The organism is Verrucomicrobiales bacterium, from assembly GCA_016793885.1.
Classification (GTDB): Bacteria; Verrucomicrobiota; Verrucomicrobiia; order Limisphaerales; family UBA11320; genus UBA11320.
Genome location: JAEUHE010000042.1, coordinates 291,595 through 316,218, shown reverse-complemented (window position 1 = coordinate 316,218; position 24,624 = coordinate 291,595). Strand labels below are relative to the sequence as shown.

The window sequence follows — 24,624 nt, the reverse complement described above, 5'->3', positions numbered from 1 at the left end:
CTGCCACGTCATCTCGCCACGCCATAGCTTCAGCGAAGGCGGGAGCCGCAGGCGACGACGGGCTTCGTCGAACATCCCCTGTAGCTACGGCCGGCAGGCCAGCCTTCCTATTAGCCTTCAGATCCAAATACACCTTCGCTTCGCGTCCTCCATCTTGTCCACCATAGCCTAGGGCGTCGGTAGAAGCTTTCAGCGACGGAGGAAGCCCGAGTGGAAGTGAACAGCTATGGGAGTGGTTAAATGCGAGTGAGACTTGAAAGAGAATCGTCACCAAGATAGGACTCGTTCCGATTGAGCTTATAGTTCTGATCTCGTTGAGCCCATAATGGCTCCAGGCCGAGGCGCACAAGGAAGGCTGCCCCCATAAGGGCCTCTGAACGTGGACTAGCCCTCAGCGCTTCTCGTCGCGGCTGTTTGAACCCCTTCAAACGATTGGCTTTCATGGGCTCAACGTGGAACTTCGGCTCACCGCCACTCCAGTTGGTAGAATCGCATGGGCTGCCCTACCCCGTCCGGGTCCGCAAATTCATATTGCAAGGACGCTTCCCCGACCGCCTGCCACTCCGCCCGCGGCGCCGACGCGTTGGTGCTCGCCAACACACTAAAAGTCATCTCCTCCAAATTCGCCAATCGGAATCGTCGAACCGCTCCCCCACCCCCTGGGCCAACCCCAGCGTCGAAGCGATCCATCGCTGGAGGACGGATGACAAAGTACTTTCGCAAGAAGCTCTTCAAGTCCACCGGGTCAACACCCCCCGGACAAATCGTCTCCTCACAGCTCCGTCCCAACCGCAAAATCGGGCCGTGGCTCGTCCCCACAGAACTCGTGGCGACAAACCGATAATTCAACACCGTGCTCAAATCCGGCGCCGTCAACCACAACGTGATCGCCACCTCGCTCGTGCCCGGCTCCACTCTCTCCGCAAGGGTGGACAGCGAGAGGTTCGTGCCGCTGCCATAGTTGACATGCAGCCAAATAGGAAGCAGGCCCGGAATAAATCGCGCCGTCACGGGGATACGAATCTCACCCAACTCCGCCGCACGAGGCACGTCCGGCAGTGCGTATTGATCCAGCTCCAATTCAAACGCCCCCACATCCACCTGCCGCCCCGCCCGCCGCGGCAACCCCCGGGCATCCTTGCCCGTCAACGTGTTGTCGCCCGCGTCAAAGGCCGGAGAGCTTGGAGTCAATGATATGGTGGGTACCGAACCTCCGTATTGGCCCAGCGGAAGCAACGTCGCCTGGATCTTCGCTGTCAGTCCTCCCAACTGATCCTCGTTGATGCCATTCACGACTATCCCCGCTCCCTCGATCTCGCCTACCACATTGTGTCCTCCCGACATAAAGTTCCCCACAAGATCCGGACCCAAGTCGGTGCCGCCCGACACTGTGTTCCCTCCGATCAGCGAATTCCGTAGGTAGCCCGGATCCCCTTGGGCATGAAGAATCCCTCCACCCCGACCGGGTCGATCGAAGGGCGGCGGCGCGACAGATCGCCCAGCCCGATTTCCGACGATCGTGCAAGATGTCAGTCTGAGTGACCCGAAGGAGGCGATGGCACCCCCTCCGCCCGCCTCAACTAACATACCCACCCCCATTCCGGCCTGATTGTCGGTCAGCGTACACCCCTCCAACGTAAGCTCGCCGTCACTCCAAATAGCCCCACCGCTCCCCGCCGACCAACCACTCCCTTGATCGCTGAATCCTGAACCCGCAGAGTTGGACCAGAGCGTGCAGTTGGAAAGCTTCAACACCCCCATGTTGGCAATCGCGCCTCCGTTACCTCCCGAACCAATTCTCGTCGACATAGAAAAGGGCCCGGTGTGATTATCACTCAGCCAGCAGTGGCTCAGTGACAATCGACCGCGATTTAGAATCGCCCCGCCCGGCCGACCGGTGTTGGAGTTCTGATCCACCAAACCCGGGTAGCCGTCCCGCAGGCTCAGATCGCTGAGCGAGATCGTTACTCCTAGCGGAATGGAGAACAGGCGCGACTCGCCTTTTCCGCTGATAGCAGATTGGTTCCCCCCCAATCCCACGATGGTTAGATCCTTCGAGAGCACGATCTCGCCCTGCGTCAACTCATGGATGCCAGTCGTCACAAACTGCACGGTATCGTAAGGAAGCGCATTGGAGATAACGTTGCGCAGGGAGCCAGGCAGGCCGTCCTGCACTTCCGTGACTCGCTGAGCCGCCCGATGCTGACCGACGAGGGACCAGCTGACGCCGTTGAAGAGACGGAAGAAAAAACCTCCCTCGGTGCCAGCCGACGCCCCCGCCTTCGCGCCTTCTCCTTCATCCGCCGAAACGTAGGCGAGCAGGCCAGACAACCCGTGGTAGGAGGGACGGTTTATCAGCGCGAGGATCTGATCCGTGGACGGTGGCGTGCTCCAAATCGCGAGGTCGTCGATCTCCCCGTGGAAGTACCGACCGCGATAGCGGCCCAACTCCAGGGGTTGGGTCGTGTTGACCACTCCCGGGCTGCCCGTCCAGGGTTTCGTGCTCCGGAGCTGTCCATCGACTTGCAGTCGACCGCCATCCGCGTCGACAACGAAGGTAATATGGTGCCAGAGGCCATCCGCGATGAAGCCACCCTCGAGGCCACGATCTCCCCCCCAAACGGCATTGTCCCGGTCGCGGAAGTACCAGGCATAGAGTTTCCCCTCGCTCAGGTAAACTTGATACCCATTAAACGACCCAGCCTGATATTTGCAAACGATCCCGCGGTCCAGACCCAGATCCGTGGAGCGGACCCATGCCTGCACCGCGAGGGGGAAGACGTTCAGCTCCTGATTGAAACTCGCGACGACGTAGTCGTCGGCGCCATCGAAGGAGAGAGCGGTGTCGGGGGAGGCGGCCTGGGCAGTGCCGATCCAGCTGGAACTGGCCACCAGCCACACGCAGAGGAGGAAACTTCGGGTTTTCATGCTGGTGGGTTCTGAAGCGTTCTGGAGGTTGTGTTGCAAAGAAAGTGGGATCCCGACATTTTTTCCTGTCTGGTGTTCAACCTTTAGGCTGCCCCGACGTGCCAAGGCGCAGCGCACCTGCTCGGAATCGGAGCCATGCGATCCCGGTCCTCCCCACCGTCCGCCGCAGTCCCCTCCGGTGTGCATCGGACGTGGGTTCGTGATCCAGTCCTCATACCGATCCGCATTGCACGCATAGCCGATCAACAAACAACGCATGCCATTCGCATTCGGGTCAGGTCTCTTAGTTCTGATATTGCAACTTTTGAAAGAACCTCAGACGCAGTATTTCATCACTGATGACAAACTCAGAAATCAGAGATCGCCGCGATCCCCGTACAGAGTTCAACCTTCAGGTTGCTCAAGGGCACGCACAAGCCCCCCGAACCAGCGGACAATCCCCACCCAGGCGCGACCTTCCATGCCCAGGCGGCATGAAGCCTGAACTCCTTAATTCTTCCAGCGCAATTGACCCCCAGCCGGTTCGGAGGTAGCATAAAAAATCCGTTCAGGTTCGGCAGGTTCAGATTGAATCATCCCGACCTTCACCCGCGGGTACATGTCAGAACGAAAACCCAGCCCAATTGAGTCCGGCGCCGGAGCGGCGGTGTTTGCCACCACGCGGTGGAGCATGATCCTGCGCGCGGGTGACAGCCAGGGTCAGGAATCCTCCGAGGCCCTCGAAACCCTTTGCCGCCTCTATTGGCCTCCCCTCTATGCTTTCGTCCGACGTAAGGGCTACGACGTCCACGAATCTCAGGACCTCATCCAGGGCTTCCTCGCCAGCCTGCTCGCTCGACGTGATCTGCAGGAGGTTCATCCCAACAAGGGCAAGTTCCGTTCCTTCCTGCTTGCCTCACTGAATCACTTTCTGCTCAACGAGTGGAACCATTCGCAGCGGCAAAAACGGGGCGGAGGCAAGGAGATCTTCTCCCTCGATCTCGCCCTCGCCGAAGGCCACCTGGGAGTAGAACCGGCGATCCACGAAACACCCGAACGGGAGTTCGAGCGGCGCTGGGCCGAGACGGTGGTCCAGCAGGTTCTCAAACGGTTACGGGAGGAATGGGAGCGTCGGTATCAGCCCAAGTATTTCGACGAGCTCAAGGTCTACCTCCTGGAGGAAAGGGGCAGCTCACCCTTCGCGGAGACCGCCGAGCGCATGGGGATCACCGAATCAGCGCTCAAGTCCATCGTCCACCGCCTGCGGAAGCGCTTCCGCGAGCTCTTTCGGGAGGAGATCGCCAGCACGCTCGAGGATCCGAACCAGGTGGATGAGGAAATCCGGCAGCTCTTCGCCGCGTTGAGCTGAATCTTTGACGCCCAAACCTTTCTCTATGGAACGCAGGGTCGTAAGACAACTGGGCGAGTGCGCCGATGCCTCCGACTCCGCAAGTCATGACAAAGCTGCCTGCCATGCATTGTCCTAAATGCCTGCGCCTGATCGCAGAAAGCGCCACCGAGGGGCTCTGCCCCCGGTGTCTGGTGGTCGCCTTGCTCGCGGATGAGTCCAGTGATCCGGACCCGGCGACCTCCTCCGCCGATAGCTTGGACCTCGACTCGCTGGTCGCTGGTCCCGCCCCCAAGCTGGACTCCTTTGGAGACTACGCGGAACTCCGCCCGCGCGCCCGGGGTGGCATGGGCATTGTGTATGAAGCCCGCCAAGTGAGTTTGAATCGGCGGGTGGCTTTAAAAATGATCCTCGGTGGCAAGCTGGCCCGCGAAGTCGATCTTCGACGCTTCCGCGCCGAGGCAGAAGCGGCCGCCCGGCTGGATCATCCGCACATCGTCCCCATCTACGAAGTGGGCGAACGAGAGGGCATGCCGTTCTTCAGCATGAAGCTGATCGAAGGCTCCACCTTGGGTGAACGGCTCGCTCAGCGGACTCTCCCCTTCAGCCTGACCGAAGCCGCCAACTTGATCGCCACGGTGGCACGGGCTGTTCATTACGCTCATGAGCACGGGATCCTCCATCGCGATCTCAAGCCCGCCAACATCCTCATCGACGCACAGGGGCAACCTCAGGTCACCGACTTCGGACTGGCTAAGGTCGAGGGAGGTGAATCGAATCTGACACTGTCCGACGCGGTTCTTGGTACTCCGGCCTACATGTCGCCCGAGCAGGCCGAAGGGAAATCCCGTCAGCTCACCACGGCATCGGACACCTACAGCCTGGGGGCCGTGCTCTACGAGTTAATGACCGGAAGTCCGCCTTTTCTCGGGGATACCGCCTTCGAAACACTTCAGCAGGTGGTCCAGAAGGAACCAATCCGGCCTCGGGTGGTCAATCCGGTCATCGATGCGGACTTGGAGACCATCTGTTTGAAGTGTCTCGAGAAGGAACCGCAGCGCCGCTATACCAGGGCGCTCCAGCTGGCGGAAGACCTCGAACGTTGGCTGCGCCACGAGCCCATCCAGGCCCGACCGAGCAGCACGCCCGAGATTCTAGTGAAGTGGACCCGGCGACATCCGTGGACGGCCGCGTTCGGTCTGGCGGTCGCTATTGGCTCGCTGGTCATCGTCGCTATCTCGGCCGTCCTGGGTATGCGCATCGCCAGCGAAGCAGAGAAGAACCGCCGGCAGGTCGTTCGGCTCAACGTGGCTGAAGGGAATCGGCTCACGCTGCAGGGTGATCCCACCACTGCGGTGCTGCACTTCCTGGACGCTCTGAGTTTGGACACCGGACGCCCTGCGGAGGAACTCATCCACCGCCGTCGAATCGCCGAAGGATTCCGTCAGGCACCCCGGTTGGGACAACTCATGTTCCACGAGGGATCCGTCAACATGACTCAATTCAGCCCCGACGGACGGCGGATTTTGAGCGCGGGTGAGGACGGCGTGCTCCAGGTATGGGAGGGAATCACCGGACAGCCGACACTCCCCCCTCTGAAACATCCAGCAGCGGTGTCCACCGCCTACTTCAGTCCAGATGGGTTGTCCATCGCGACCACCTGCTCGGATGGCACGGCCCGGGTTTGGGAAACCGCAACGGGACGGCTGCTGGCGGGGCCGTTCCCGGAGAACGAGAGCCGATTGAAGCGCACCGCGACGGCGCGAATTTCTTTCACTCCGGACTCCCGCTGGGTGATTTCCGCCCAGGGATCAAAAGCCCAAGTCCGCGAGGTGCGCGGCGGGAAATCCATCGGCCCCGCACTGACGCTTCCGCAAAAGATCCTGCATGCCACCTTCAGTCCTCAAGGGGACCGCATCCTACTGGTCGGCCATGGAGGCTATGCCCAACTGTTTGACGTCGCAAGCTTTCGTCCGGTCTTCGGCCCATGGCAGTTGCCGGGCGGCACGCAGGACGATTGGGCGGGGGGATGGTTTAGTCCAGATGGCCACGAGGTGATCACCGCCTGCCACGCTGGCGAAGCACGAATCTGGAGTGCCCAGACCGGTCAAGCCCTCTCCCCGGTTCTGACGCATGCCGGACATCCCCGCTTGCAACATGCCGGTTTCGGGGGCGACGGACGCTACGCTTTCACTGTAGGTTACAATGGCAAGCTCCGCCTGTGGAATCCCCGCACCGGTGAGCCCTTTGGAGTCGCGGGAGAAACTGAGCTCGATGGAGCACAGGAAGGGTTGAATCTTGGCCGCGGCCTGGTCTTGCTGCCCGAGCTCAACCACACCGTACACCCCCGCGATTTCGGGGGTGAATCGCTCTGGCCAGCCCTGCAACACAGCGCCTTCGTCTTCTCGGCCTCGCTCAGCCCGGAGGAGCTCCGCCTGGTCACAGGGGACAAGCTGGGCATCGTCCGAGTCTGGGAGCGCACGGGCGCCACCGCCCTTCGGGAGTGGTCGGAGAGGGATCCGATGGTGCATTCGGATTGGATCCGGGGAACCTCCCATGCCTACACCGCCACCGCGCGGGGCAAGCTGACCCTCTGGGACGTCACGAACGGACAGTCGGTGGGACAGCTCCTAGCCGGCGGATCAGACGTGCTGCATGTCGCTCAGGATCCTACCGGCCAAGCCCTCGCGGTCGCGGGTGCGGATCGGTTTCTGCGCGTCTTCGACCTTCGAACCCGGAGGGAGAAGTTTGCTCCCCTCGCGCACGAAGTCGCCGTTCGCCGTGCTGCCTTTGGTAAAGACGGGAGCAAGCTGGTAACGATCACCCTCTCGGCTGATCCCCAGCTGAGCGCCGCCCGCGTGTGGGATGCAAACACGGGCAAACCGTTGAGCCCGCCGATCCCGCATCCGGATTGGCTCGACGATTGCGAGTTCAGTCCGGATGGCGATTTCTTCCTGACGGCCTGTGCGGATGGAAAGGTGCGCGTCTTCCACAGCGGTGACGGGAAACCGGCCGCTCTACCGATGAGCGCCGGCGGCTTCATCTGGGAAGCTCACTTCAGCCCGAACGGCCAGCAGATTCTGGCGGCGAACTCTGATTACAGCTATGAGGCTCGTTCAGCCGTTCTGTTCGATGTGAGTTCCGGACAAAGGATCCACGAGTTCCGGGGGCATCGGGATGGCGTGACTCAGGCCACGTTTAGTCCGGACGGCCGTCGAATCGCCACGGGCAGCGAGGACAACTCCGTACGGATTTGGGAGGTACAGACTGGACGTCAGCTCGTGCCGGAGTTGGGGCATCAAGGCAAGATCACGCGAGTCGTATTCAGTCCCGATGGCACGCTGTTGGCGACGGCCAGTCAGGATGGCACGGCGCGGGTTTGGGACACCGCCACGGGTGACGCGGTCACCCCGCCCTTGCGGCATGCGCGAGCTGTCCAGTGGATTCACTTTTCCGCGGATGGCTCGCAGTTGTTAAGCAGCAGTGACGACGGGACCACGCGGGTTTGGGATCTCGGTCCGGAAGTGGGCTCCCTGGTCGACGCACGGCAGAAGGCCGAATTGTTGGCGGCCCACCGCAAGGAACCCTCCGGAGCGGTGGTGCCCCTGACACGGGAAGAGTTGAGAAAGGCTTGGGTCCGGGCGGTGGAGGAGCGGGGGCGCTGAGTTGGCCCTGGGTTGGGAAGAGCTAGACTGACGAACAGCATCACCGTTCCACGCTGTCGGCAGGTGCAGTCGAACCTTAGGGTACCAAGCGAACACGATAGTATCGGGAAGGTTCGAAGGGAGTATTCGTATCCATGAACAGAAATCGGGGCTCGGTCAGCAGGGGCGAAGCCACCGTGGTCCAAGCGGGATCTAACCCCACGCCGTTCAGCATTGTCCATCGTCCGCCAAGGCCTGCCAACGAACGGTATGAAAAGGAACGTCATAAGTGATTACCGATGAGCGGCAGCAGTGATGATTTGGTTTCCCGAAATCTTGGCAGATCCTCTGGCGCAGCTCTCCGCCCCAATAGCATCCCCTGAACTGAGCTTTTAAGAAGTTGAACGAACCACCTCACCACTCTGAAAGGGACTGTGATCTCCCGTTAACACATGTGACAAATCTTTCATGATCCGTGTCATCAGTGAAATCCGTGGTTAATCCATTCTCGGTTCTAGGTTAACGCAAGGACGCGGCACATGCCGCAAAGGGGTGTGAGTCCAGAGAGGGCATCTTTACACCGCTGACACGGGATGGAACGCAGAGAAACCCTTGCAGTCACCTCTGTGGGCCATTGTGGATTTGGACCATCCTTGTCACGGTCATTCCTTCTTCATGAAACGTTGAGGATCGCGAGCCCGCGTCACGGCCGTGTCGTAGCTGATGGCGCATTTACAGTAGAGATCCTCGAGCCAGTCGTCCATCAAGACCATCCCGTCCTTCGCGCCGGTTTGCACCACGTTCTCAATCTGGTGGAGGTTTCCTTCCCGAATCAGGTTACGAATCGCGCTGTTCACCACCAGGAGTTCGCAGGCCAGCACCCGCCGACAGCGGTCGGCGGACGGCAGAAGGTCCTGGGCCATCACACCCCGGAGCGTGTTGGCCAATTGCATGACGATCTGCCGCTGGGCGCTGCCCTCGAAGATGCCCACGATCCGCTCCAGGGCATGGGTCACATTCGGCGCGTGCATGGTGGCCAGCACGAGGTGACCAGTCTCCGCCGCAGCAAGTGCAGTCTCAATGGCTTCATGATCCCTCATCTCCCCGACCACAATGACGTCCGGATCCTGGCGGAGCACATGAATGAGGGCGCGGTGGAAGGAATGGGTGTCGGTCAACACTTCCTGCTGAACGACGATGGCGCGCTTGTTTTCATGCACAAACTCGACGGGATCCTCGATGGTGACGATTTTGCAGCGGCGCTCCTGGTTGATGAGGTTCACCAGGTAGTTGAGCGTGGTGGTCTTGCCCGCCCCGGTCGGCCCGGTGATGAGCATCAAGCCGTTGGGACGCCGCGCCAGCTCGTCCAATTTTTCGGGCAGACCCAGCTCCTCACGCGACGGCACTTCACGGCCGCAGAACCGGAGGCTCAATTCCGGATACCCGTTGCGCCGATAAAGCGTCACACGGACCCGGCCGGCGGCCGGATGCAGGAGCGAGATGCAAAGCTCCCATTCGTTGTCCAGAGTTTCCCGTTGGCGCTCGCTGAGGAGTGCGTGAACCATTTCGAAGTTCTCGGTTTGGCTCAACGCTTCCCCGTCGGCAAAACGGATCTCTCCGAAGACCCGGAAGGCGGGCGGGACACCGGCAATCAGGTGCAGATCCGATGCACCCAGTTCCGTCGCTTGAGCCAAGAGCAAATCGAGTCGGGGGTGGTTCATGAGGAGAGCAGTCGGCGCAGCCAGAGTCGCAATTGGGTCCAGGCGTCCATTTGCTGAGTGAGTTTCAACGCCCGCTGCGCCTCCAAACAATCGGGGTTGAGCTCCAGGGCGCGGGTGAAGGAAGTGCCGGCGGGCGTCACCATTCCGAGGGCTTGCTGACAAAGCCCCAACTGGAGCCAGACCAGGAAAACCGTCGGCCCCAACTCCATGGCCGAGCGGGCATGCTGGAGGGCCAACGCCGGTTGTCGATACGCCAGGCGGAGGCGCGAGGCCATCCATTGGGTCACCCAGGTGTGGTTGGCCACCTGCCCCGAACGCTCGAAGCAAAACGCGGCGCGCCGTTCCTTCCGAGCCAGGAGTACTTCGGCCCGAGCGAGCCAGAGGTAGGCCGAGTCGCCGGATCCTTCGAACGAAGCATCCGAGAACCCTAGGGCATCATCCAGTTCCCCGATCCGTGCGAGTGCCACAGCCTTGGCGGCCAGCAGGTCGGCCTCTTGGGGGAACCGCTCCAGCGCCTTGTCACACCACAAACTCGCCTCATGAGCCTCGCCCAGTTCGATCAACATGCGCACCTGACCAGCCCAGGCGGCGGGGTTTTGCGGATTGTGTTCCAGAACCCGCGCATAGGCCCGAAGCGCCGGCTCGAAGCAGCCATTCTCAAAATGCTGCTGAGCCTCGGAAAGATAATACGACTCATCCTTGACCGTTTCCTCGGGTTCGCAGCGGCCCTCCGAGAGATCACCAAATTCGAGGTTGATGAAGCGGCTCATGACAATGGCTGCCGACGCCCAAACCAACGGACAAAGGGACGGCCCAGAAAGCGGGATTCGTGTACCACAGCGACCCGTAGGAGAGCTGCGGCGATGATGTCGGCGTTGGCTCGTCCGTTGGTCTGAACCAGCCGAGGCCAGACGAACCAGGAGCCAGCGGGAATGCGCAAATGCCCTTCCGTCGGCATGTCTGGCAGCCGGGGTTGGGGCTCCCCGTTGATCCAGACAAACTCGGAACTGAACTCCACGTGATCACCCGCGACGGCCAGCACTCGGCCGCAGCCTGGGCCATCCGCCACATAGACTCCGCCCTGGTAGGCATACGTACCAGGATTCGCACCGGTGTAAGCCACAAAGTCGCCACGACCCAGGCCTTTCGGAGAAGCCGTGCAATTGATCACGATCACGCCTTCCGGACTGGCCAGCGGCAGCCACATCCGGCGAATCACCTCGCCGCCCAAGGGCAGATAAACCGTCAAGGTCACCATCGTCAGGGCCGCTGCAACCACCATCACCCCGTGCCCGTCGCGCAAGTTGACCCCATGGCGACCGAGCCAGCCCACCAACGCACTGGCGTGCAAGGCCACTAGCAACCCAACGGCTAGGTCGCCCACCAGGAAACCCAACCCGATCAACGCGGCCGCCCAGCAGGTGCCGTAGGCCAACCACCAGAAGCGTTGCAGCCAGGGACGCCGCAGGCCGACCAGGGCATAGCCGGGAAGGAGAAGCGCGCCAAGACTGCTCCCGAAGGACCAATCGGAGTGAACCGGAACTCCACGACGCCACCACTCTCGCCACGCGGCCCGGATGGGGTTTCCCACCCATCTGCGCCAGGCGTTCCGTCGTGGCGGATAGTAGCTGGACTCAGGCGCGCGCATGAAAATCCCAAGTTGGGAGCAAAGGAGCTCAGTGATGATTGTCCGTCTGCTGTCGAACTTCCTCCTCCGGACCGTAGAACTCAGTCGTTTCCTGGCGGGACTGAACCCGGCCGATGATTTGCTCGAAGAAGCGCACCGCCTCCAGGCAACCCTTGCCTTCATAGCCCGAGACGTGCAGCTCCACTTTTCCGTCCGGCCCGATCGTGATGTCGAATTCGCGTTGTGACATATGAAGTTAGTTCTCCCAGTGCCGCACCTTGAGGCGGATGGCGGCTGTGGCATCGGTCTCCTCCTCAACGACCAGGAACTGCCGGGCCGCCATCTCCTCCTTCAATCTTTGATACACGTACTGTTGCACGACCCGCCCGGCCAACTCCGAACCCAGGGCTTGCAGTTCCTGCTTGGATTGCCCTTCCCCGCTGACACAAACCGCCGCGCGGCCACGCGCATCGCGCGAGAAGGTGATGGTCACCCCATCCCGACTCACACTTAATTCCTTAGCCCGAGCCAGTCGATCCGTGACCAACTCGCTCTGCGGGATCTCGAGTTGCACTCGGGCTGGGGACGACTGGGTAGACAACGCGTCCAGGGCCTGGTCCACCACGGTATAACCGAGCGACGAAGCGGCCGCGACAACTGCGGCCGAAAAAGCCGGCCAGGCGGCGATAACCACCGGAGTGAGAATGCAGACAGCGCTCATAATGGAAGTGAGGGGTTGAGGTTCAGGAGTGTCATTGGGTTGGACCGAGCCGAGGATCGCAGCTCACGCCGGAGCGTTTACAGTTCCATGCGACGGATTGGGCAAGGTGCTTCGGGCCGACGAGGCACGCTCGCGTTGCGAGCACGGCCTTCCGTCCAAGCCCGCAGGCGACTGATCTGTTCATCCATGGTACGTGCCAGGGGCACCGTCTGTGACAAGCCCTGCACGATGTGGTCCGTCGACAACTCAAGGCCCGCCGCATAGGCGTCGTAGAGCCCACTGATGATGGCCTCCTCGCATTCGGCGCCGCTGAATTGGGGGCTAGCGCTGACGAGCGCCGAGAGATCAAACGCCGCCGGGTCACGACGGCGTCGCGCAAGATGAATGCGGAAAATCTCCTCCCGTTCAGCCTCCGCCGGGAGGTCCACAAAAAAGATTTCATCCAACCGCCCCTTGCGCAGAAGCTCGGGCGGAAGCTGGGAGATGTCATTCGCGGTGGCCACCACAAAGATCGGGGAAGTTTTCTCCGAGAGCCAGGTGAGGAACGTTCCGAAGACCCGGGCGGTGGTCCCGCCGTCCGTCCCGCCGGAACCCTGCGATCCGGCGAAGGCCTTATCGATTTCGTCCACCCAAAGCACCGCCGGGGCCACGGACTCTGCCACCGCAATGGCCCGTCGAACATTCTCTTCCGAGGATCCGACCAGGCTACCGAACATGCGTCCCATGTCGAATCGCAACAAAGGCTGCTGCCACAGACTGGCCACGGCCTTCGCGCACAGGCTCTTCCCACACCCCTGCACCCCGAGCAGCAGGATGCCCTTGGGTGCCGGGAGGCCGAAGGCTCGAGCTTCATCAGTGAAGGCCCGCGCTCGTTTTCTCAACCACTCCTTCATCACCGTCAGCCCCCCGATTTCGGCAAACGTCTCAGAGCACGCGCAGTACTCCAGCAGGCCACTCTTCCGGATGATCTGCTGCTTCTCAGCAAAAACCTCCACGACATCTTCTCCGCTTAACCGTCCGTCCTTGACGATGATCTTGGCAAAGACGTTCTCCGCCTCGGCAAGCGTCAAACCCAGCGCCGCCTGCAGCAGACGGTCGCGTCCCTGCCCATCCAAATCGATCGTCACCTGCCGAAGCTGACTCACCTCCTGAACGATCCGATTGAGCAGCGCCTGGAGTTCCTCCCGACTAGGCAGCGGATGGTTGAGGACCGTGATTTCCTTCTCCAACTCCTCCGGGATTTCCTGGATGGGCGAGACCAGGATGATCGTCTTGTAGCTGCTCTTCAAATGGCCTGCGACATCCTTGAGCTTTCGGATGGGGGCGGCGTTGGCGGCGCGGTTTCCCTTGGCCAGAAAGGGATGCAGGTCCTTGAACACGAAAATGGCTGGTTCGACCTGCTCAATCACCTGATCCAAGGCCGCCAGCGGGTCCTTGGTTGCCGCGTTGCGGCTCTTCTGAGACTGGATGTTGGTGCCAGCGGGGACGATGCCGGTGGTGAAGGTCCATTCGAAGACCTTTTTCTGCCGCTTTTGAGCGAGCCCCATGATGAGTTGAGTAACCCGGGCTTCCTCGCTGGAGACAATGTAGAGGATGGGGTAGCGGGCCCGGATGAGGGTCTCGATTTCTTCGGCGAAGGTCATGACTGCGCCTCCGGGTGTGAAGAGTGAAGGCCCGGGGCGACATGCACGCGGACAGTGAGAATGGCGCCTTCGGTTTTCTCGCTAGACGAACGAAGATCAGCTAATCCCAGCGAGTCGAGAAACCGGGCGAAGGCCGGGGTGAGATTGTGGACCAGCACCCGGCCATCCGGCAGCAGCCGCATTTCGGAATGAAACGAAGGCGGCTCGGGAAGCGGAGGATCGGACGAGAGCGGAGAGCCATTGGTTTGCATAGTTCTAGTCGATGAGGTGGAGGTGAAGTTCATCCGCGAGCCGGCGAGCCGCTGCTTCATCGCCCGGCAGGAACGGACGACACAGCTCGGGATGTCGGCTGGCCTGCCAGCCGGCCCAGAAGCCCGAACGGAGATTCACCGACACCTCGGGAAGGTGTCCCGCAAGCCATTCCGCCACCGGACGCCAGCAACACTCCAGGTGACCTGGCATCAGCACGTGCCGGACCACCACCCCGCTGTCTTCCTGCGCCCACACGAGGTTTTGGACAACGGTGGCGACGTAATCGGACGCACCGCTGAGCCGCTCAGCACAGCAGTCATTGCCGAACTTGAAATCGATGAGCCAGAGATCGAACAAACCCGCCAGCAGCCGGCGCGACTGTTCCGTCCCATGGGCATTGGTCTTCCACACGAGCCGCACCTGCTCCGGAAGTTGGCTGACCAACTCGAGCACCGCGGGCAGGTGCACCGTGGGTTCTCCGCCTAGGATCATGATCGACTGAGCCCCCTGGGCCACGGCCCGGGCCGCCTGCTGGGCGAGAGCCGCTGGCGCGAACGAGGTGCCTACCTGCGGATTCCAGCTCTCCCGGCCGGTGATGCAGAACGAGCAGCGGAGATCACAACCGGCGAAGGCGATGGCAAAGGTCGGTCCGAGCGCCCGCTCATCCGATACCTCCACCTGCGCGGAGAAGACCCGGGAATCGGCCCCCACCCGGCAAAGGCCCCGTTCATTGGCCAGTCGGTTCACCTGACACCGGTGGGCGCACAGTTCACAACAGGCCAGCGCGAGACGTGCTTCCGGGATCCTCGCCTCCGCGAGTTGACGGCGCAGGACCCTGCTAGGGACGGTGGCGGTCATTGCCAATTGGACAGATTCATCCAGAAACACTCACGCGTGAGTTCAGGCTAGGGAAGAGAGGTTGAATCAGCAGCTGTTCGAAGTGGACCTGAACTCCTTCAGCCGGCCGGCTCATCAGAACAAGGTGCGGCAACCTGCCTGCCTACTTTCTCAGCGTTCCCCGGAGTTTGAGGCTCAACAGGCTCCGCGGCTCCGGCACCTCCCAAGTCACTTTTTCCTGCACCCTTGCGCAGAAAATCTTTCTGCAGAGGGTGTATGAAACCATTCAGTATTTTATCAGTTGTTCGTGCCTGGGCGGATCAACTCCTCAGCCGCCGGAATTTCAGGTTCAGCCTTCTCGTCGCCATCCTGGCAAGTCTCCCTGCTTCGGCTCGTGCCGATTGGGTGGACGTCGCCCGCTATGGGCTTGGCGACGATGACCGGGGCGCGGCGCAACCCAAGATCATCACCGCGACCCGGGATCGGACAGGGGGTCGGGATCTGCAGGCGATCGGCTCCCCTACATATACCCTTGATGTGCCGGGCTTGGCAGCCGAGATCAGCGGTGGGCCTCTTTGCGCCCAGTTCAACGGGATCGACCAAGCCCTGGGGCGAGACCTGCTGGACGTCAATACCGAATCCTTTGGAGTGGAGGCGTGGGTGTATCCGCGGACCACCGTGGGCAACCATGCCATCGTCTACAATGGCGACACCCGCACTTCGGGTTGGGGGTTGTATCAGGTGGGCGACACGTACGGCATCCTCTTCGGGGGAGTGAAGCTTGCCACGGGCGGGACCGTGCGGCCCAATACCTGGACCCACCTCGCGTTCGTCCGTACTTCCGGCTATGCTCGTCTGTACATCAACAGCCAGCCCATGGAGGTATTCATCACGCTGCCTCCGCTCCCTCCCACGGGCGGCAAGTTCGTCCTTGGGAGCCCTGGTCAGGGGGGGAACGCTGAGTATTTCAACGGACGCATCGATGATGTCCGGGTGTTTACCTTCCCCGTTGGGGAATTCGCCACCACGGAGTTTCTCTACTCGCTGCGTCGACCGAGCCTGACCGGCTTGCCGGCGACCGACATCTCCCCCAACACGCTCACCGTTGCCGGTCGGGTGAATCCGAACGGTAGTGCCACCGAGTCCTGGTTTGAGTTTGGGTTGGGTTCCGCCTTCGACCGTACTTCCCGGCCGATCTCCCTTCCCGCGGAAAAATCGCCGACGCTCGTGACCAATGTGTTGCGCGGGCTAAGTCCCGGTCTTGCGTATGACGTTCGCCTGGTAGCCTCCAACCGTGCCGGGATCACCTACGGCTATCTGGGCCGGATCGCCACTGCGGCCATCCAAGGTCTGGATCGAGCTCTGTCCCTGAACGGACAGGAACAATACGTGCAGCTGCCACCGGGCAACTATTTCACCCGCGATTTCACGATCGAAAGTTGGGTTCGGGTGAAAAACTATACGAACTGGGGACGTCTGCTCGACTTCGGAAACGGCCCGGCCATGGACAATGTGGTCTTCGCGCTGAGCACGGGGACCACCGGGCAGCCGAGCCTCACACTGTATCGCGGCAGCCAGCCCCGGACTTACCTGTTTCCCACCCCGTTGCCGCTGGATGAATGGCTGCACCTCGCCGTGGTGGTCGACGGGGACCGGCTGAAGTTTTATCACAACGGCCGATTAGTTTCCGAGCAATCGGGAGTGATCGGATCCACCGTTGGCCTCCGAACACAGAACTTCATTGGCCGCAGCAACTGGCCGCTCGACGGCTACGCCAACGCGGACATCGACGAACTCCGGATTTGGCAGGTCGCGCGATCGCCGGAGGAGATCCGACGCGATTTGGTCCGTGAGCTCTCCGGGAGCGAGACCGACCTGATGGTCTACTTTCGGTTTGATCAGGAGCTGCTCGCCAGTGCCATCCCCAACTACGCCTCGCAAGGAAGTGAGCTGAGTGGAAACACAGCGGGTAATCCACAGACGATCCCCGGAGTCTCCTTCCCCCTTCCCATCAGCGCGAACAACATCCAGGCATCCACCCCCGGTCCAGGCCAGCTGGAAGTCCACCTCCGGATTCCTTCGTGGTATGAGTCCGGGCGGTGCTGGATCGAACGGGGATCGGGCGCTGTCTACCAGGCTGAGCCCAGTCCCGCCCCTTTCCAAACCACTCCCGGCGGATCCGATACCCAAGCCACCCTGACGCTGGCCAACCTGCCGCCGGAGGGAGACTTCCACTATCGGATCGGGCTCTCGAACCGATGGGGAATCGCTTACAGCCCGGACCAAACGGCCGCCCTGTCCACTGTGGTGAAAAACCTGAACGACGCGGGGGAGGGATCGCTGCGGCAGGCGTTGCAGAGAACCGTCGATGAGGGGTTCATTCGGATCAGCCCCGACCTTTCAGGAACGCTGTTGCTCAGCTCGGGTGAGCTCCGGATCGACCGCAGCCTGCGGATCGACGGCCCCGGCGCAGCCCAGTTGACGGTAAGCGGAAACGCGATGAACCGAGTCCTGCGAATCGAGCGCGGCAGCGTCCGGATCTCCGGCTTAACGATCGCGGACGGCACTACCAGCACATCCTCCGAGTCTGAGTGGTGGGATGGAACAGGCGGGGGAGTGCTGAACCTGGACCATTTGACGCTGGTTGATTGCGTCTTCCGGAACAACCTGGCGACCCATGGAGGAGCGCTATCCTGCGTCACGCTGACCAATCCGGCGGCGTGTCTCCTTTTGAACACAACCATGACGGACAATGGCGCTTGGTCCGGAGGCAATGCCGTCTTTCTCTATTCCGATGGTAATAGCACCAACTCTCCGACCGAGCTGACGGTATCCAACAGCACGCTCAGTGGAAACCTCGACTTATTCACGTCCCTGAACACGGGCGAGTTGTTTACCGATTACCTGGACTCCGGCCGTCAGAACTTCGGGGGAGCCATCCTGAGCTTCTTCAGCCAGGTGACCATCGCCCGGAGCACGATCGCCGAGAATCAGGCCCATGTCGGAGGCGGACTTTTCAACTACGGTGGCCAGATGGTCCTGCGTTCCACCATCGTGGCGGACAACCGCGCCCTCATCGAGGCACCCGATCTCGAGGGATTCGTCGAAGTCGATGCCGGGACATACGAGACGGCGCGTATCCTGGACTCCGGTTACAACCTCATTGGCGACGCCAGCTCGATTGATGACCTGATGCTGGAGAGCCCGGACAACACCAGCCTCATCGGTTCGGGAACGCATCCCATTTCTCCGGGTCTGGCTCGGCTCAACAATTACGGGGGGCCGACGCCGACGCATGCGCTGCTGACCGGGAGTCCGGCGATCGATGCCGGGGAGGCGGGTGTGGCCGGTTTCGACCAACGCGGTTATCCCCGGCCCAACGGGAAGCGCGAGGACATCGGAGCCTTCGAGTGGGGGGCGAGCCTCCAGACCGTGGTTCCACGCCTGGTGGCGGATTTCCTTCCCCTGGCGCAGACGTTCCGCATCCGTTTCCTGGGCGTTCCCCAGCGAAGCTACGCGGTCCAATCCACCACACAGTTGGGGAACCCCGCAGCCCTGTGGACCGTGGTCGGCACCGCCACGGAGGTCTCTCCGGGAAGCTTCGTCTTCGAGGATTCCCATTCCGGCGGGCAGCTCAGCCGGTTCTATCGGGTGAGCCTGCGCGAATAGCGCCACGACCAGGTCAGCGCATCCGCCGTCCGACCACGAACACGCCATTAGGGATCTCTTAGTTCCGATATTGCAACTTTTGCAAGAACCTCAGACGCAGTATTTCATCACTGATGCCAAACTCAGACATAAGAGATCTGCCCCCAACTCCTCTCTAGCTGCTAGCGACGGAGGAAGCCAGCCTTCAGGTGACCTTCGGCTCAAGGATCCTGGCTGGTGATCAAGCAGTGCAACAGGAGTTGAAGACGGAAAGCAAAACCAAAGACGTCGCCCCAGACAGGAACACCTCCGCGTCAAACGGATCCGCTCTCCGGACCGTCATCGGGGAAACGCTCTTTCCAATGCGACCAAACCCGCGGTAACCAGGACCGCAAAAATGACCACGAACACTCCGCGCGGGACGTGCAGCAAATCCGGCAGAAGAAGCTTACCAAGGTCGCCCCACTTCTCCAAGGTCGTTTGCAGCCACGCTGAGAGCTCGGCAAAAATCCACGAACCGGCGACTAAGCCGACCATGCCGAAAAGCGCGTCCCAGTTTCCCTGTCCCAGCGCCGCCGCAGCCGTGCCGGGACAATAGCCCATCAGCGCGAAGCCCGCGCCAAAGAGGAGTCCGCCGATGATATTCGCGCCGATTTTGGTCGGCTTGAGGTGCAGGTTCACCTTGGCGAAGTGGTGCAGCGTGAAAACGCCCAGCATGCCCACCACGATGGCGGTCAGCATGACTTTCGCGACGGTCCAGTCCTGGAGCAACAGTTGGCCGATGAGAATATTGAATTTACCGACGCCCCCTTTCTGCAAGAGAAAGCCAAAAGCTAGGCCGAACATCACTCCAGCCAACAGCGTGCGCACTGTGGCGACCTGCGGCGCGGGCCTTTCTGCGGATTGCTTAACTGCTTTTCCGGGATCAATCATGGTTTCTTAACGTTTGAAGAGGGGCATGGCCACGGCGATGCCGCCAATGAAAAAGCAGATCACAGAAATCCAAGAGGCGACATTAAGCTGCATCGTTCCGCTAATGCCATGCCCGCTGGTGCAACCTCCGGCGAGGCGAGCGCCAATGGCCATGAGAATACCGCCTCCGAATGCGACTCCTGCACGCAGCGCAATGCTGTCACCAAAGCGGTCAATCCACATGGGTGGAAGCCATTCGTTGACGAACTCGCCACCGGTGATGGCGGCAATCGCTCCCCCCACGATGGTGGACAGGACAAAAACAAATTCCCAGCCCACTCGGGGCGGGTTGTCTTTGAAGTAGGCGAGCGACTCGGTATGACGTTTCGCAAACATTTTTCCAATGAAGCCCGCCACCTGGGCGTAAAAGGAGGACGCGCCGATAGGCTTGTCTGAAAAATAGAAGGTGAGCCACGAGAGAACGCCAATGCCTGCGCCCACGACATAGGGCGACCATGTCGCGCCGGGATAATCGAGCGAGTTGACGCTTTGGTCCGCCGCGATCCCAGTATCCATAGAGAGCAGGGCCAAGCCCCCCATGATGATAAGCCTTTTCCCTTGCGCCTTCAATTTGACTCCTTTTTCGTTTCGATCACCCCAGCCACCGGGAATCCCGCTTTCTTCCACGCTTGCCAGCTTCCGGGCACGTTGCAGACACAGCCAAATCCTTCCTGTTTCAAAATGCTGGTGGCGATGCTCGCCCGATAACCGCTATCGCAGTACACCGCCGTGGGTTGGCCCCTATCCAGTTCGCCGAGTTTTTCGCGTAAATCGCCCAGGAAGATATGGCGCGCATTTGGGATGTGACCACCTTGCCATTCGTCCGGCGCGCGCACGTCGAGCAGTTGCAATTTTTTCCCGCGCTTCTTGATTTCATGCACCGTCATTTGCCCGACGTCATCCAAGGGTAGACCGGCGTTATCCCATGCTTTCATTCCACCTACGAGATATCCGCCGAACTTCGTGTAACCCGTGCGCAGGAAGTAACGGAGGACTTCGTTGAGCTTTTCGTCGGACTCAAGAACGAGAAGGATCGGCTTGCCCGCGTCGAGCAGCCAACCCGCCCAGACGGATAGCATGGGCGAGCCACCGATACTCAGCGCACCCTTGATATGGCCACCGCCAAACGCCAGCATCATGCGGGTATCAATCAGCACATTGTCTTCGTGCTCGACGGCTTCCTTGAAGAACTTGGGAGGTAGCCCACGGACTTTGGGCAGGTTGCCTAGCACTTCCGGCCCTTTCGCGTTCAACTTCTTCATCCTCGGATAGTAAGTCGGCACGGGAGGCGCGGTGGAGAGTGCGTAGTCAGTGAAGCGTCCCGCATCCTGAAATTGCAGGAAGGGGTTGAAGCGCCGCTCGTAACCAATCGTGCTGCTTAGCCGGTCGCCGATATCCGCGCCGCACGGCGATCCATGACCGTGCGCCGGATAAATAATGACCCCATCGGTGAGCTGGAGGTAAAATTCCCGCAGGGTATGAAATTGTTGTTCGGCCAGCTTTGTCGCTTGGGCGTTGCCGAGGAGGTCTGGTCGCCCGGCGGAACTGACAAACAGTGAGTCTCCCGTAAGCACCCCCCACGGCGCATCAGGGTGGTCTTTCTCCGCCAAAGAATAAGCAACATGCTCCGGCGTGTGGCCGGGGGTGTGCCGAACGGTAATCACCACGGAGCCGAGCCTGAACGTGTCTCCGGCTTTGATTTCTTCGTGTTCGAAGCCGTAGCGTGCGCCGCCCTCGTGACTGAGAAATATTTTGGCAGTTTCGACGCGCGCGCACAGTTCGCGCGCACCGCTGACCAGATCGGCATGGATGTGCGTTTCAAAGATGTGGGTGATAGAAACCTGCTTCTCGCGCGCGAGCTCGAGATAGCAGTCCACGTCCGGGCGAGGATCGAATACGGCGCAGACGCCTTCGGCATCGTCGCCGACTAAATAGGAAAGTTCGGCGATGCCGTCAGTTTGGATTCGTTCAAAAACCAGAGCCATAAAGTTATGATGCTTAAGAAAGGAACGGGGGGATCCTACTGCATCGTTCACAACCTACCATGGGGTACTGACCGGACGACGGTTAGTCGTGCCTTCCCGATTTGAGTTCCTATGGGGAGAACACCTAATGGTGCGCCGTGTGCGCCAAGCCTACTGTAAGCTATGTCCAATAATACTCTTCTAATTATAGTCGTTTTGTTGCTTTTGTTTGGCGGTGGCGGCTTCTTCTGGAGTCGACGGGGACGCTAAAGTCTGGCAATCGACTCCTTCACCCACTTCGATCCGCCAAAATCGAGCCCTGCCCTCTACCTCCAATCAGAGCGCATCATCTACACACCATCCAGGTTGCCGCTATTGGGATAAGCGAAGCAATCTGAGATGGCCGTCGGTGGTTTGTTGCTGGGGCCTTATCTGGTGATGAGTCTGGCACCAGCATGACCAGAATGCCGACCAAGCCCCCTCGATCCAACATTCCTTAGCCCTGGAGCGGTTTCCATGCTCACCGCTCTTGCCTCCCTGGTTTCGCCCTTACTGTCAAAACCGAGCTGAATCCTATTTACAACCCTGTCACATGGGGGCGAAATAACTCTCCATGGACCCGGCACGTAAGCTCGTCTCACGACAACCATCCCAGCTCGTGGCATCGCTGCGCGATGCTCTGGGTTTTGCGGACCGGTTCCGGGGATCTGCGATCACCCGGCTAATCTCTATGACCCGCGTGGGGGTCGAAGCCCCCGCAGCGTTGAGAAAACCGTTTTGCATCCAGCCGATGAATACCCGCGTTCAAATCCATTTCCTCGCGATCCTCACCTGTCTTGCACTGCCGATGTCGGCTCTGGCACAAGACAAATCCAAACCCGCCTTTCAATATCAGTCGGGCGACATTCGGGTGAGTATTCCCACTGCCGACGAGCCTCGCGTGAAGGAGTTCGGGCCGGCGTCACTGAAATTGGCCGCGAAGTATTTGGAAGCGGGCGCGTTGACTTGGGTCCGTGAGAAATCCTGCGTGAACTGCCACACCACCGGCCCCTACCTGACGGAGCGCACGGCGTGGACGAAGCAGTTCGGTCCCGCCAACGCGGAAGTCCACAAGGACTTTGTCGATTCCGTGCCGAAGGAGGTCAAGCCAGCGAAGGAGACGGAGACGCGCGGCCACAAGCATTACCCAAGCACGTTCTACAGCGTGTGGCGCAGCCTCGGGTTGGCCGAGTGGGACCGGCACATCACGGGCAAACTCTCCGAGCCGACCGAGCGCTCGCTGCGCGACTTGTTCGAGCAGCAGTCGGGGAACGGCGCGTTCGTGAGCCACGGCGAGGTGGAGATTCCGCACATCACGACGGACTTCGAGTTATCCTTGCAAGCCGCGCGTGCCATCACTGCCGCGCCAGGCTGGCTCGCCGGGCTGAAGGATGAGACCCTGATAGGCCGCGTGGCCAAGCTGAAGGACTATCTCCGCACCGGTGCACCGAAGAACGATTTCGACCGCATTTTAAGACTCCAACTCGCGCACTACCTACCGGAACTGGTTCCGACGAAGGATCGCGACGCTGCGTTGGTGTTGCTGTCCGCCAAGCAGCACGCCGACGGAGGCTGGAGCATCCGCGACATGTCCGCGCTCAACGACTGGCACTTCGAGATGAGCGCGACCGTTGTGAATCTCATCAACGGGCTGCCGGACGCCCAGCAGCCGGAGAGCGACGCCTACATGACCGCGCTCGCCGTCGTGCTCCTGCGGCAGAGCAACGTCCCAACGACCGATCCACGCATCCAGCGTGGCCTCGCCTGGCTGCGGCGGGAGCAGCGCGAGAGCGGGCGTTGGTGGATGCACTCGCTTTACCGGGGCAACTATCACTACATCACCTACATCGCCACGGCCCAGGCGGTGAAGGCTTTTGCCCTGAGCGGCGAGTTGGATGCCCTTCCCGCCGACTGAGAACTGCCTGGTGAAAGGATCGGAGAGGATTTCTCATTTTGCCCAGCGGCCAGCCGAAGGGCCACCCTCACGCGAGTGTGGCCGAAATGGATTTCGAGCGGTTGTAGATTTTCATGAACGGGTTCGCTGTAATCCCGTGAACCAAAATCGAAAGTGCAACTGTCGTGAGGACGATACTGACCTGGACCTCCGCATCGCTACCCTTGACACCATGATTCATCGCATAGCTTAGATAATAGATCGAGCCGATGCCTCGAATCCCGAACCACGAGATGAGCGTGCGTTGTTTAAAGCGCATCTTTGAGCCTAGGGTGCCCGCGAGGACGGAAAGCGGCCGTATCACCAAAATCAAAGCTAGGGCGAAAAAAAGAATCCAAATGTCGAACTTAACAAAACTCAGCATCGCTCCAACGATCACAACCGTCAACACTTCGCCGATTCGCTCCATCTGTGAGGTGAATTTGATGAGTGAGGGTGAAAATTCATCTGCCTTTTTCTTGGAGTTCAAGTTGAAGAACCCTTGTTCGACTCGGGCGAAAGCCAGTCCGCAGGCAAAGACCGCGAGAAAGCCATAACTTTTCAGCATGAGTGCAAGAGCATAAGAAAGGGCGATAAGCCCGATGGATATAAAATCTTCGATGAGCAGTTCGTCGTCTTTTTTCGGGTGAACCCAAATGATGGCTTTGGAACCGAGCCAACCAACCCCGTAGCCGATGGCGAGCCCGCCAACAGTTGCCCAGAGCACATCCACCAGAAGCCAATTGATCATTTGATTCTCGCGCCAGTGAAGCCCGAGTAAAGTGAGGGCGAGCATCACAACTGGAAAGGCGGTTCCGTCGTTAAGCCCGGCTTCGCCTGTTAACCCGATTCGGAGTCGGTCGTCGTCACGTTCATCCTCAACCTGAACGGCCGAGGCTAAAACCGGGTCGGTTGGGGCCAGGATACCGCCCAGGAGCAACGCAAAGGCCCACGGGAGGTGCAGAACATAGTGTGACAGAACCGCGATCAAGACGACGGTTGAAACCATCGTCAGGGTCGCCAGCTTAAGGCTCAGGCGCCAGTGAGCATGCTGAAACGGAATACGGAGTTTTAGTCCCGCAGAAAAGAGCGAAATCAGAACAACAATCTCCGCAACAAACTCCAGTGTTTTCGAGTTCTCGGTCGGACTGAATCTGAGGATTCCGAGACCAAGTGGACCCAGTCCAAACCCAATAGCTAGGTAGACCATGGCCGCCGAAATAGCCGCCCTTTTAAAAAACTCCTCTCCGAGCACCATGAGGATGAGAAGAACTCCGACCAACAAAAACCAAATGGTTGTCTCGTTCACAGATGAATTCATAATTACGGATCTGCCGCTCCGCAACACCCCTCATCAAACAAGGCCAA

The 24,624-nt window shown here is 60.4% G+C and carries 17 protein-coding genes; 4 read left to right on the top strand and 13 right to left on the bottom strand.

The genetic code is table 11. The features are described from left to right. Positions 1–465 precede the first annotated feature (465 nt). A complete protein-coding gene (locus tag JNN07_06160; protein ID MBL9167306.1) occupies positions 466–2,928 on the bottom strand; it encodes a LamG domain-containing protein in 2,463 nt (820 codons plus the stop codon). A 598-nt stretch (positions 2,929–3,526) separates the two neighbouring features. On the opposite strand from JNN07_06160, the gene JNN07_06155 reads away from it, so the two are divergent. Together JNN07_06155 and JNN07_06150 are read left to right on the top strand one after the other, a co-directional pair. Next, positions 3,527–4,276: a sigma-70 family RNA polymerase sigma factor gene (locus JNN07_06155; GenBank protein MBL9167305.1), complete on the top strand. Its 750-nt coding sequence runs from the start codon at positions 3,527–3,529 to the stop codon at positions 4,274–4,276. 86 nt (positions 4,277–4,362) lie between these two features. Beyond that, complete coding sequence (locus JNN07_06150; protein ID MBL9167304.1) at positions 4,363–7,920, top strand: protein kinase; 3,558 nt, start codon at positions 4,363–4,365, stop codon at positions 7,918–7,920. 641 nt (positions 7,921–8,561) lie between these two features. On the opposite strand, the gene JNN07_06145 is transcribed toward JNN07_06150, so the two are convergent. From JNN07_06145 to JNN07_06110, 8 genes are all read right to left on the bottom strand, one after another. After that, positions 8,562–9,620 (bottom strand): PilT/PilU family type 4a pilus ATPase, encoded by a 1,059-nt coding sequence (locus tag JNN07_06145; GenBank protein MBL9167303.1) that lies wholly within the window; start codon positions 9,618–9,620, stop codon positions 8,562–8,564. Next, on the bottom strand, positions 9,617–10,390 hold the full coding sequence (locus tag JNN07_06140; GenBank protein ID MBL9167302.1) for a tetratricopeptide repeat protein: 774 nt from the start codon (positions 10,388–10,390) through the stop codon (positions 9,617–9,619). Before JNN07_06140 ends, JNN07_06145 begins: the two co-directional genes overlap by 4 nt. Next, positions 10,387–11,268 (bottom strand): hypothetical protein, encoded by an 882-nt coding sequence (locus tag JNN07_06135; GenBank protein ID MBL9167301.1) that lies wholly within the window; start codon positions 11,266–11,268, stop codon positions 10,387–10,389. The genes JNN07_06140 and JNN07_06135 overlap by 4 nt, the downstream gene beginning before the upstream one ends. Before the next feature lie 28 nt (positions 11,269–11,296). Continuing rightward, positions 11,297–11,497 carry a DUF2997 domain-containing protein gene (locus JNN07_06130; protein ID MBL9167300.1) on the bottom strand — a complete coding sequence of 67 codons (201 nt, stop codon included), beginning with the start codon at positions 11,495–11,497 and terminating at the stop codon, positions 11,297–11,299. Between the two features lie 6 nt (positions 11,498–11,503). After that, positions 11,504–11,968, bottom strand: coding sequence for a hypothetical protein (locus tag JNN07_06125; protein ID MBL9167299.1), 465 nt, complete (start codon positions 11,966–11,968; stop codon positions 11,504–11,506). A gap of 77 nt (positions 11,969–12,045) precedes the next feature. Continuing rightward, complete coding sequence (locus tag JNN07_06120; protein ID MBL9167298.1) at positions 12,046–13,611, bottom strand: AAA family ATPase; 1,566 nt, start codon at positions 13,609–13,611, stop codon at positions 12,046–12,048. Beyond that, complete coding sequence (locus JNN07_06115) at positions 13,608–13,862, bottom strand: hypothetical protein (protein ID MBL9167297.1); 255 nt, start codon at positions 13,860–13,862, stop codon at positions 13,608–13,610. Before JNN07_06115 ends, JNN07_06120 begins: the two co-directional genes overlap by 4 nt. A gap of 4 nt (positions 13,863–13,866) precedes the next feature. Continuing rightward, positions 13,867–14,721: a radical SAM protein gene (locus JNN07_06110; protein MBL9167296.1), complete on the bottom strand. Its 855-nt coding sequence runs from the start codon at positions 14,719–14,721 to the stop codon at positions 13,867–13,869. Between the two features lie 255 nt (positions 14,722–14,976). Here JNN07_06110 and JNN07_06105 point away from each other — a divergent pair, with 255 nt between their 5' ends. Then, positions 14,977–18,369 carry a hypothetical protein gene (locus JNN07_06105; GenBank protein ID MBL9167295.1) on the top strand — a complete coding sequence of 1,131 codons (3,393 nt, stop codon included), beginning with the start codon at positions 14,977–14,979 and terminating at the stop codon, positions 18,367–18,369. 318 nt (positions 18,370–18,687) lie between these two features. Here the strand turns inward: JNN07_06105 and JNN07_06100 are convergent, their stop codons facing one another. From JNN07_06100 to JNN07_06090, 3 genes are read right to left on the bottom strand one after another with little or no spacing between them, the layout of a single operon-like run. Next, the gene (locus JNN07_06100) at positions 18,688–19,281 is read right to left on the bottom strand and encodes a YeeE/YedE family protein (protein MBL9167294.1); all 594 of its coding nucleotides are present in this window, start codon (positions 19,279–19,281) and stop codon (positions 18,688–18,690) included. A 6-nt stretch (positions 19,282–19,287) separates the two neighbouring features. Next, positions 19,288–19,836 (bottom strand): YeeE/YedE family protein, encoded by a 549-nt coding sequence (locus tag JNN07_06095; GenBank protein MBL9167293.1) that lies wholly within the window; start codon positions 19,834–19,836, stop codon positions 19,288–19,290. Between the two features lie 50 nt (positions 19,837–19,886). After that, positions 19,887–21,305, bottom strand: a complete 1,419-nt coding sequence (locus tag JNN07_06090) for an MBL fold metallo-hydrolase (protein MBL9167292.1) — start codon at positions 21,303–21,305, stop codon at positions 19,887–19,889. A gap of 769 nt (positions 21,306–22,074) precedes the next feature. Here JNN07_06090 and JNN07_06085 point away from each other — a divergent pair. Continuing rightward, positions 22,075–23,238, top strand: coding sequence for a terpene cyclase/mutase family protein (locus tag JNN07_06085; protein ID MBL9167291.1), 1,164 nt, complete (start codon positions 22,075–22,077; stop codon positions 23,236–23,238). Between the two features lie 67 nt (positions 23,239–23,305). On the opposite strand, the gene JNN07_06080 is transcribed toward JNN07_06085, so the two are convergent. Continuing rightward, positions 23,306–24,565, bottom strand: coding sequence for a sodium:proton antiporter (locus JNN07_06080; protein MBL9167290.1), 1,260 nt, complete (start codon positions 24,563–24,565; stop codon positions 23,306–23,308). Positions 24,566–24,624: the final 59 nt, after the last annotated feature.

Excerpts from the sequence above, each read along its gene's own strand:
- JNN07_06155 (MBL9167305.1), top strand. The coding sequence starts at position 3,527 with ATGTCAGAACGAAAACCCAGCCCAATTGAGTCCGGCGCCGGAGCGGCG.
- JNN07_06105 (MBL9167295.1), top strand. The coding sequence starts at position 14,977 with ATGAAACCATTCAGTATTTTATCAGTTGTTCGTGCCTGGGCGGATCAA.
- JNN07_06140 (MBL9167302.1), bottom strand. The coding sequence starts at position 10,390 with ATGAGCCGCTTCATCAACCTCGAATTTGGTGATCTCTCGGAGGGCCGC.
- JNN07_06090 (MBL9167292.1), bottom strand. The coding sequence starts at position 21,305 with ATGGCTCTGGTTTTTGAACGAATCCAAACTGACGGCATCGCCGAACTT.
- JNN07_06110 (MBL9167296.1), bottom strand. The coding sequence starts at position 14,721 with ATGACCGCCACCGTCCCTAGCAGGGTCCTGCGCCGTCAACTCGCGGAG.
- JNN07_06145 (MBL9167303.1), bottom strand. The coding sequence starts at position 9,620 with ATGAACCACCCCCGACTCGATTTGCTCTTGGCTCAAGCGACGGAACTG.
- JNN07_06115 (MBL9167297.1), bottom strand. The coding sequence starts at position 13,862 with ATGCAAACCAATGGCTCTCCGCTCTCGTCCGATCCTCCGCTTCCCGAG.
- JNN07_06100 (MBL9167294.1), bottom strand. The coding sequence starts at position 19,281 with ATGATTGATCCCGGAAAAGCAGTTAAGCAATCCGCAGAAAGGCCCGCG.
- JNN07_06135 (MBL9167301.1), bottom strand. The coding sequence starts at position 11,268 with ATGCGCGCGCCTGAGTCCAGCTACTATCCGCCACGACGGAACGCCTGG.
- JNN07_06160 (MBL9167306.1), bottom strand. The coding sequence starts at position 2,928 with ATGAAAACCCGAAGTTTCCTCCTCTGCGTGTGGCTGGTGGCCAGTTCC.
- JNN07_06120 (MBL9167298.1), bottom strand. The coding sequence starts at position 13,611 with ATGACCTTCGCCGAAGAAATCGAGACCCTCATCCGGGCCCGCTACCCC.
- JNN07_06125 (MBL9167299.1), bottom strand. The coding sequence starts at position 11,968 with ATGAGCGCTGTCTGCATTCTCACTCCGGTGGTTATCGCCGCCTGGCCG.
- JNN07_06150 (MBL9167304.1), top strand. The coding sequence starts at position 4,363 with ATGACAAAGCTGCCTGCCATGCATTGTCCTAAATGCCTGCGCCTGATC.
- JNN07_06095 (MBL9167293.1), bottom strand. The coding sequence starts at position 19,836 with ATGGATACTGGGATCGCGGCGGACCAAAGCGTCAACTCGCTCGATTAT.
- JNN07_06085 (MBL9167291.1), top strand. The coding sequence starts at position 22,075 with ATGAATACCCGCGTTCAAATCCATTTCCTCGCGATCCTCACCTGTCTT.
- JNN07_06130 (MBL9167300.1), bottom strand. The coding sequence starts at position 11,497 with ATGTCACAACGCGAATTCGACATCACGATCGGGCCGGACGGAAAAGTG.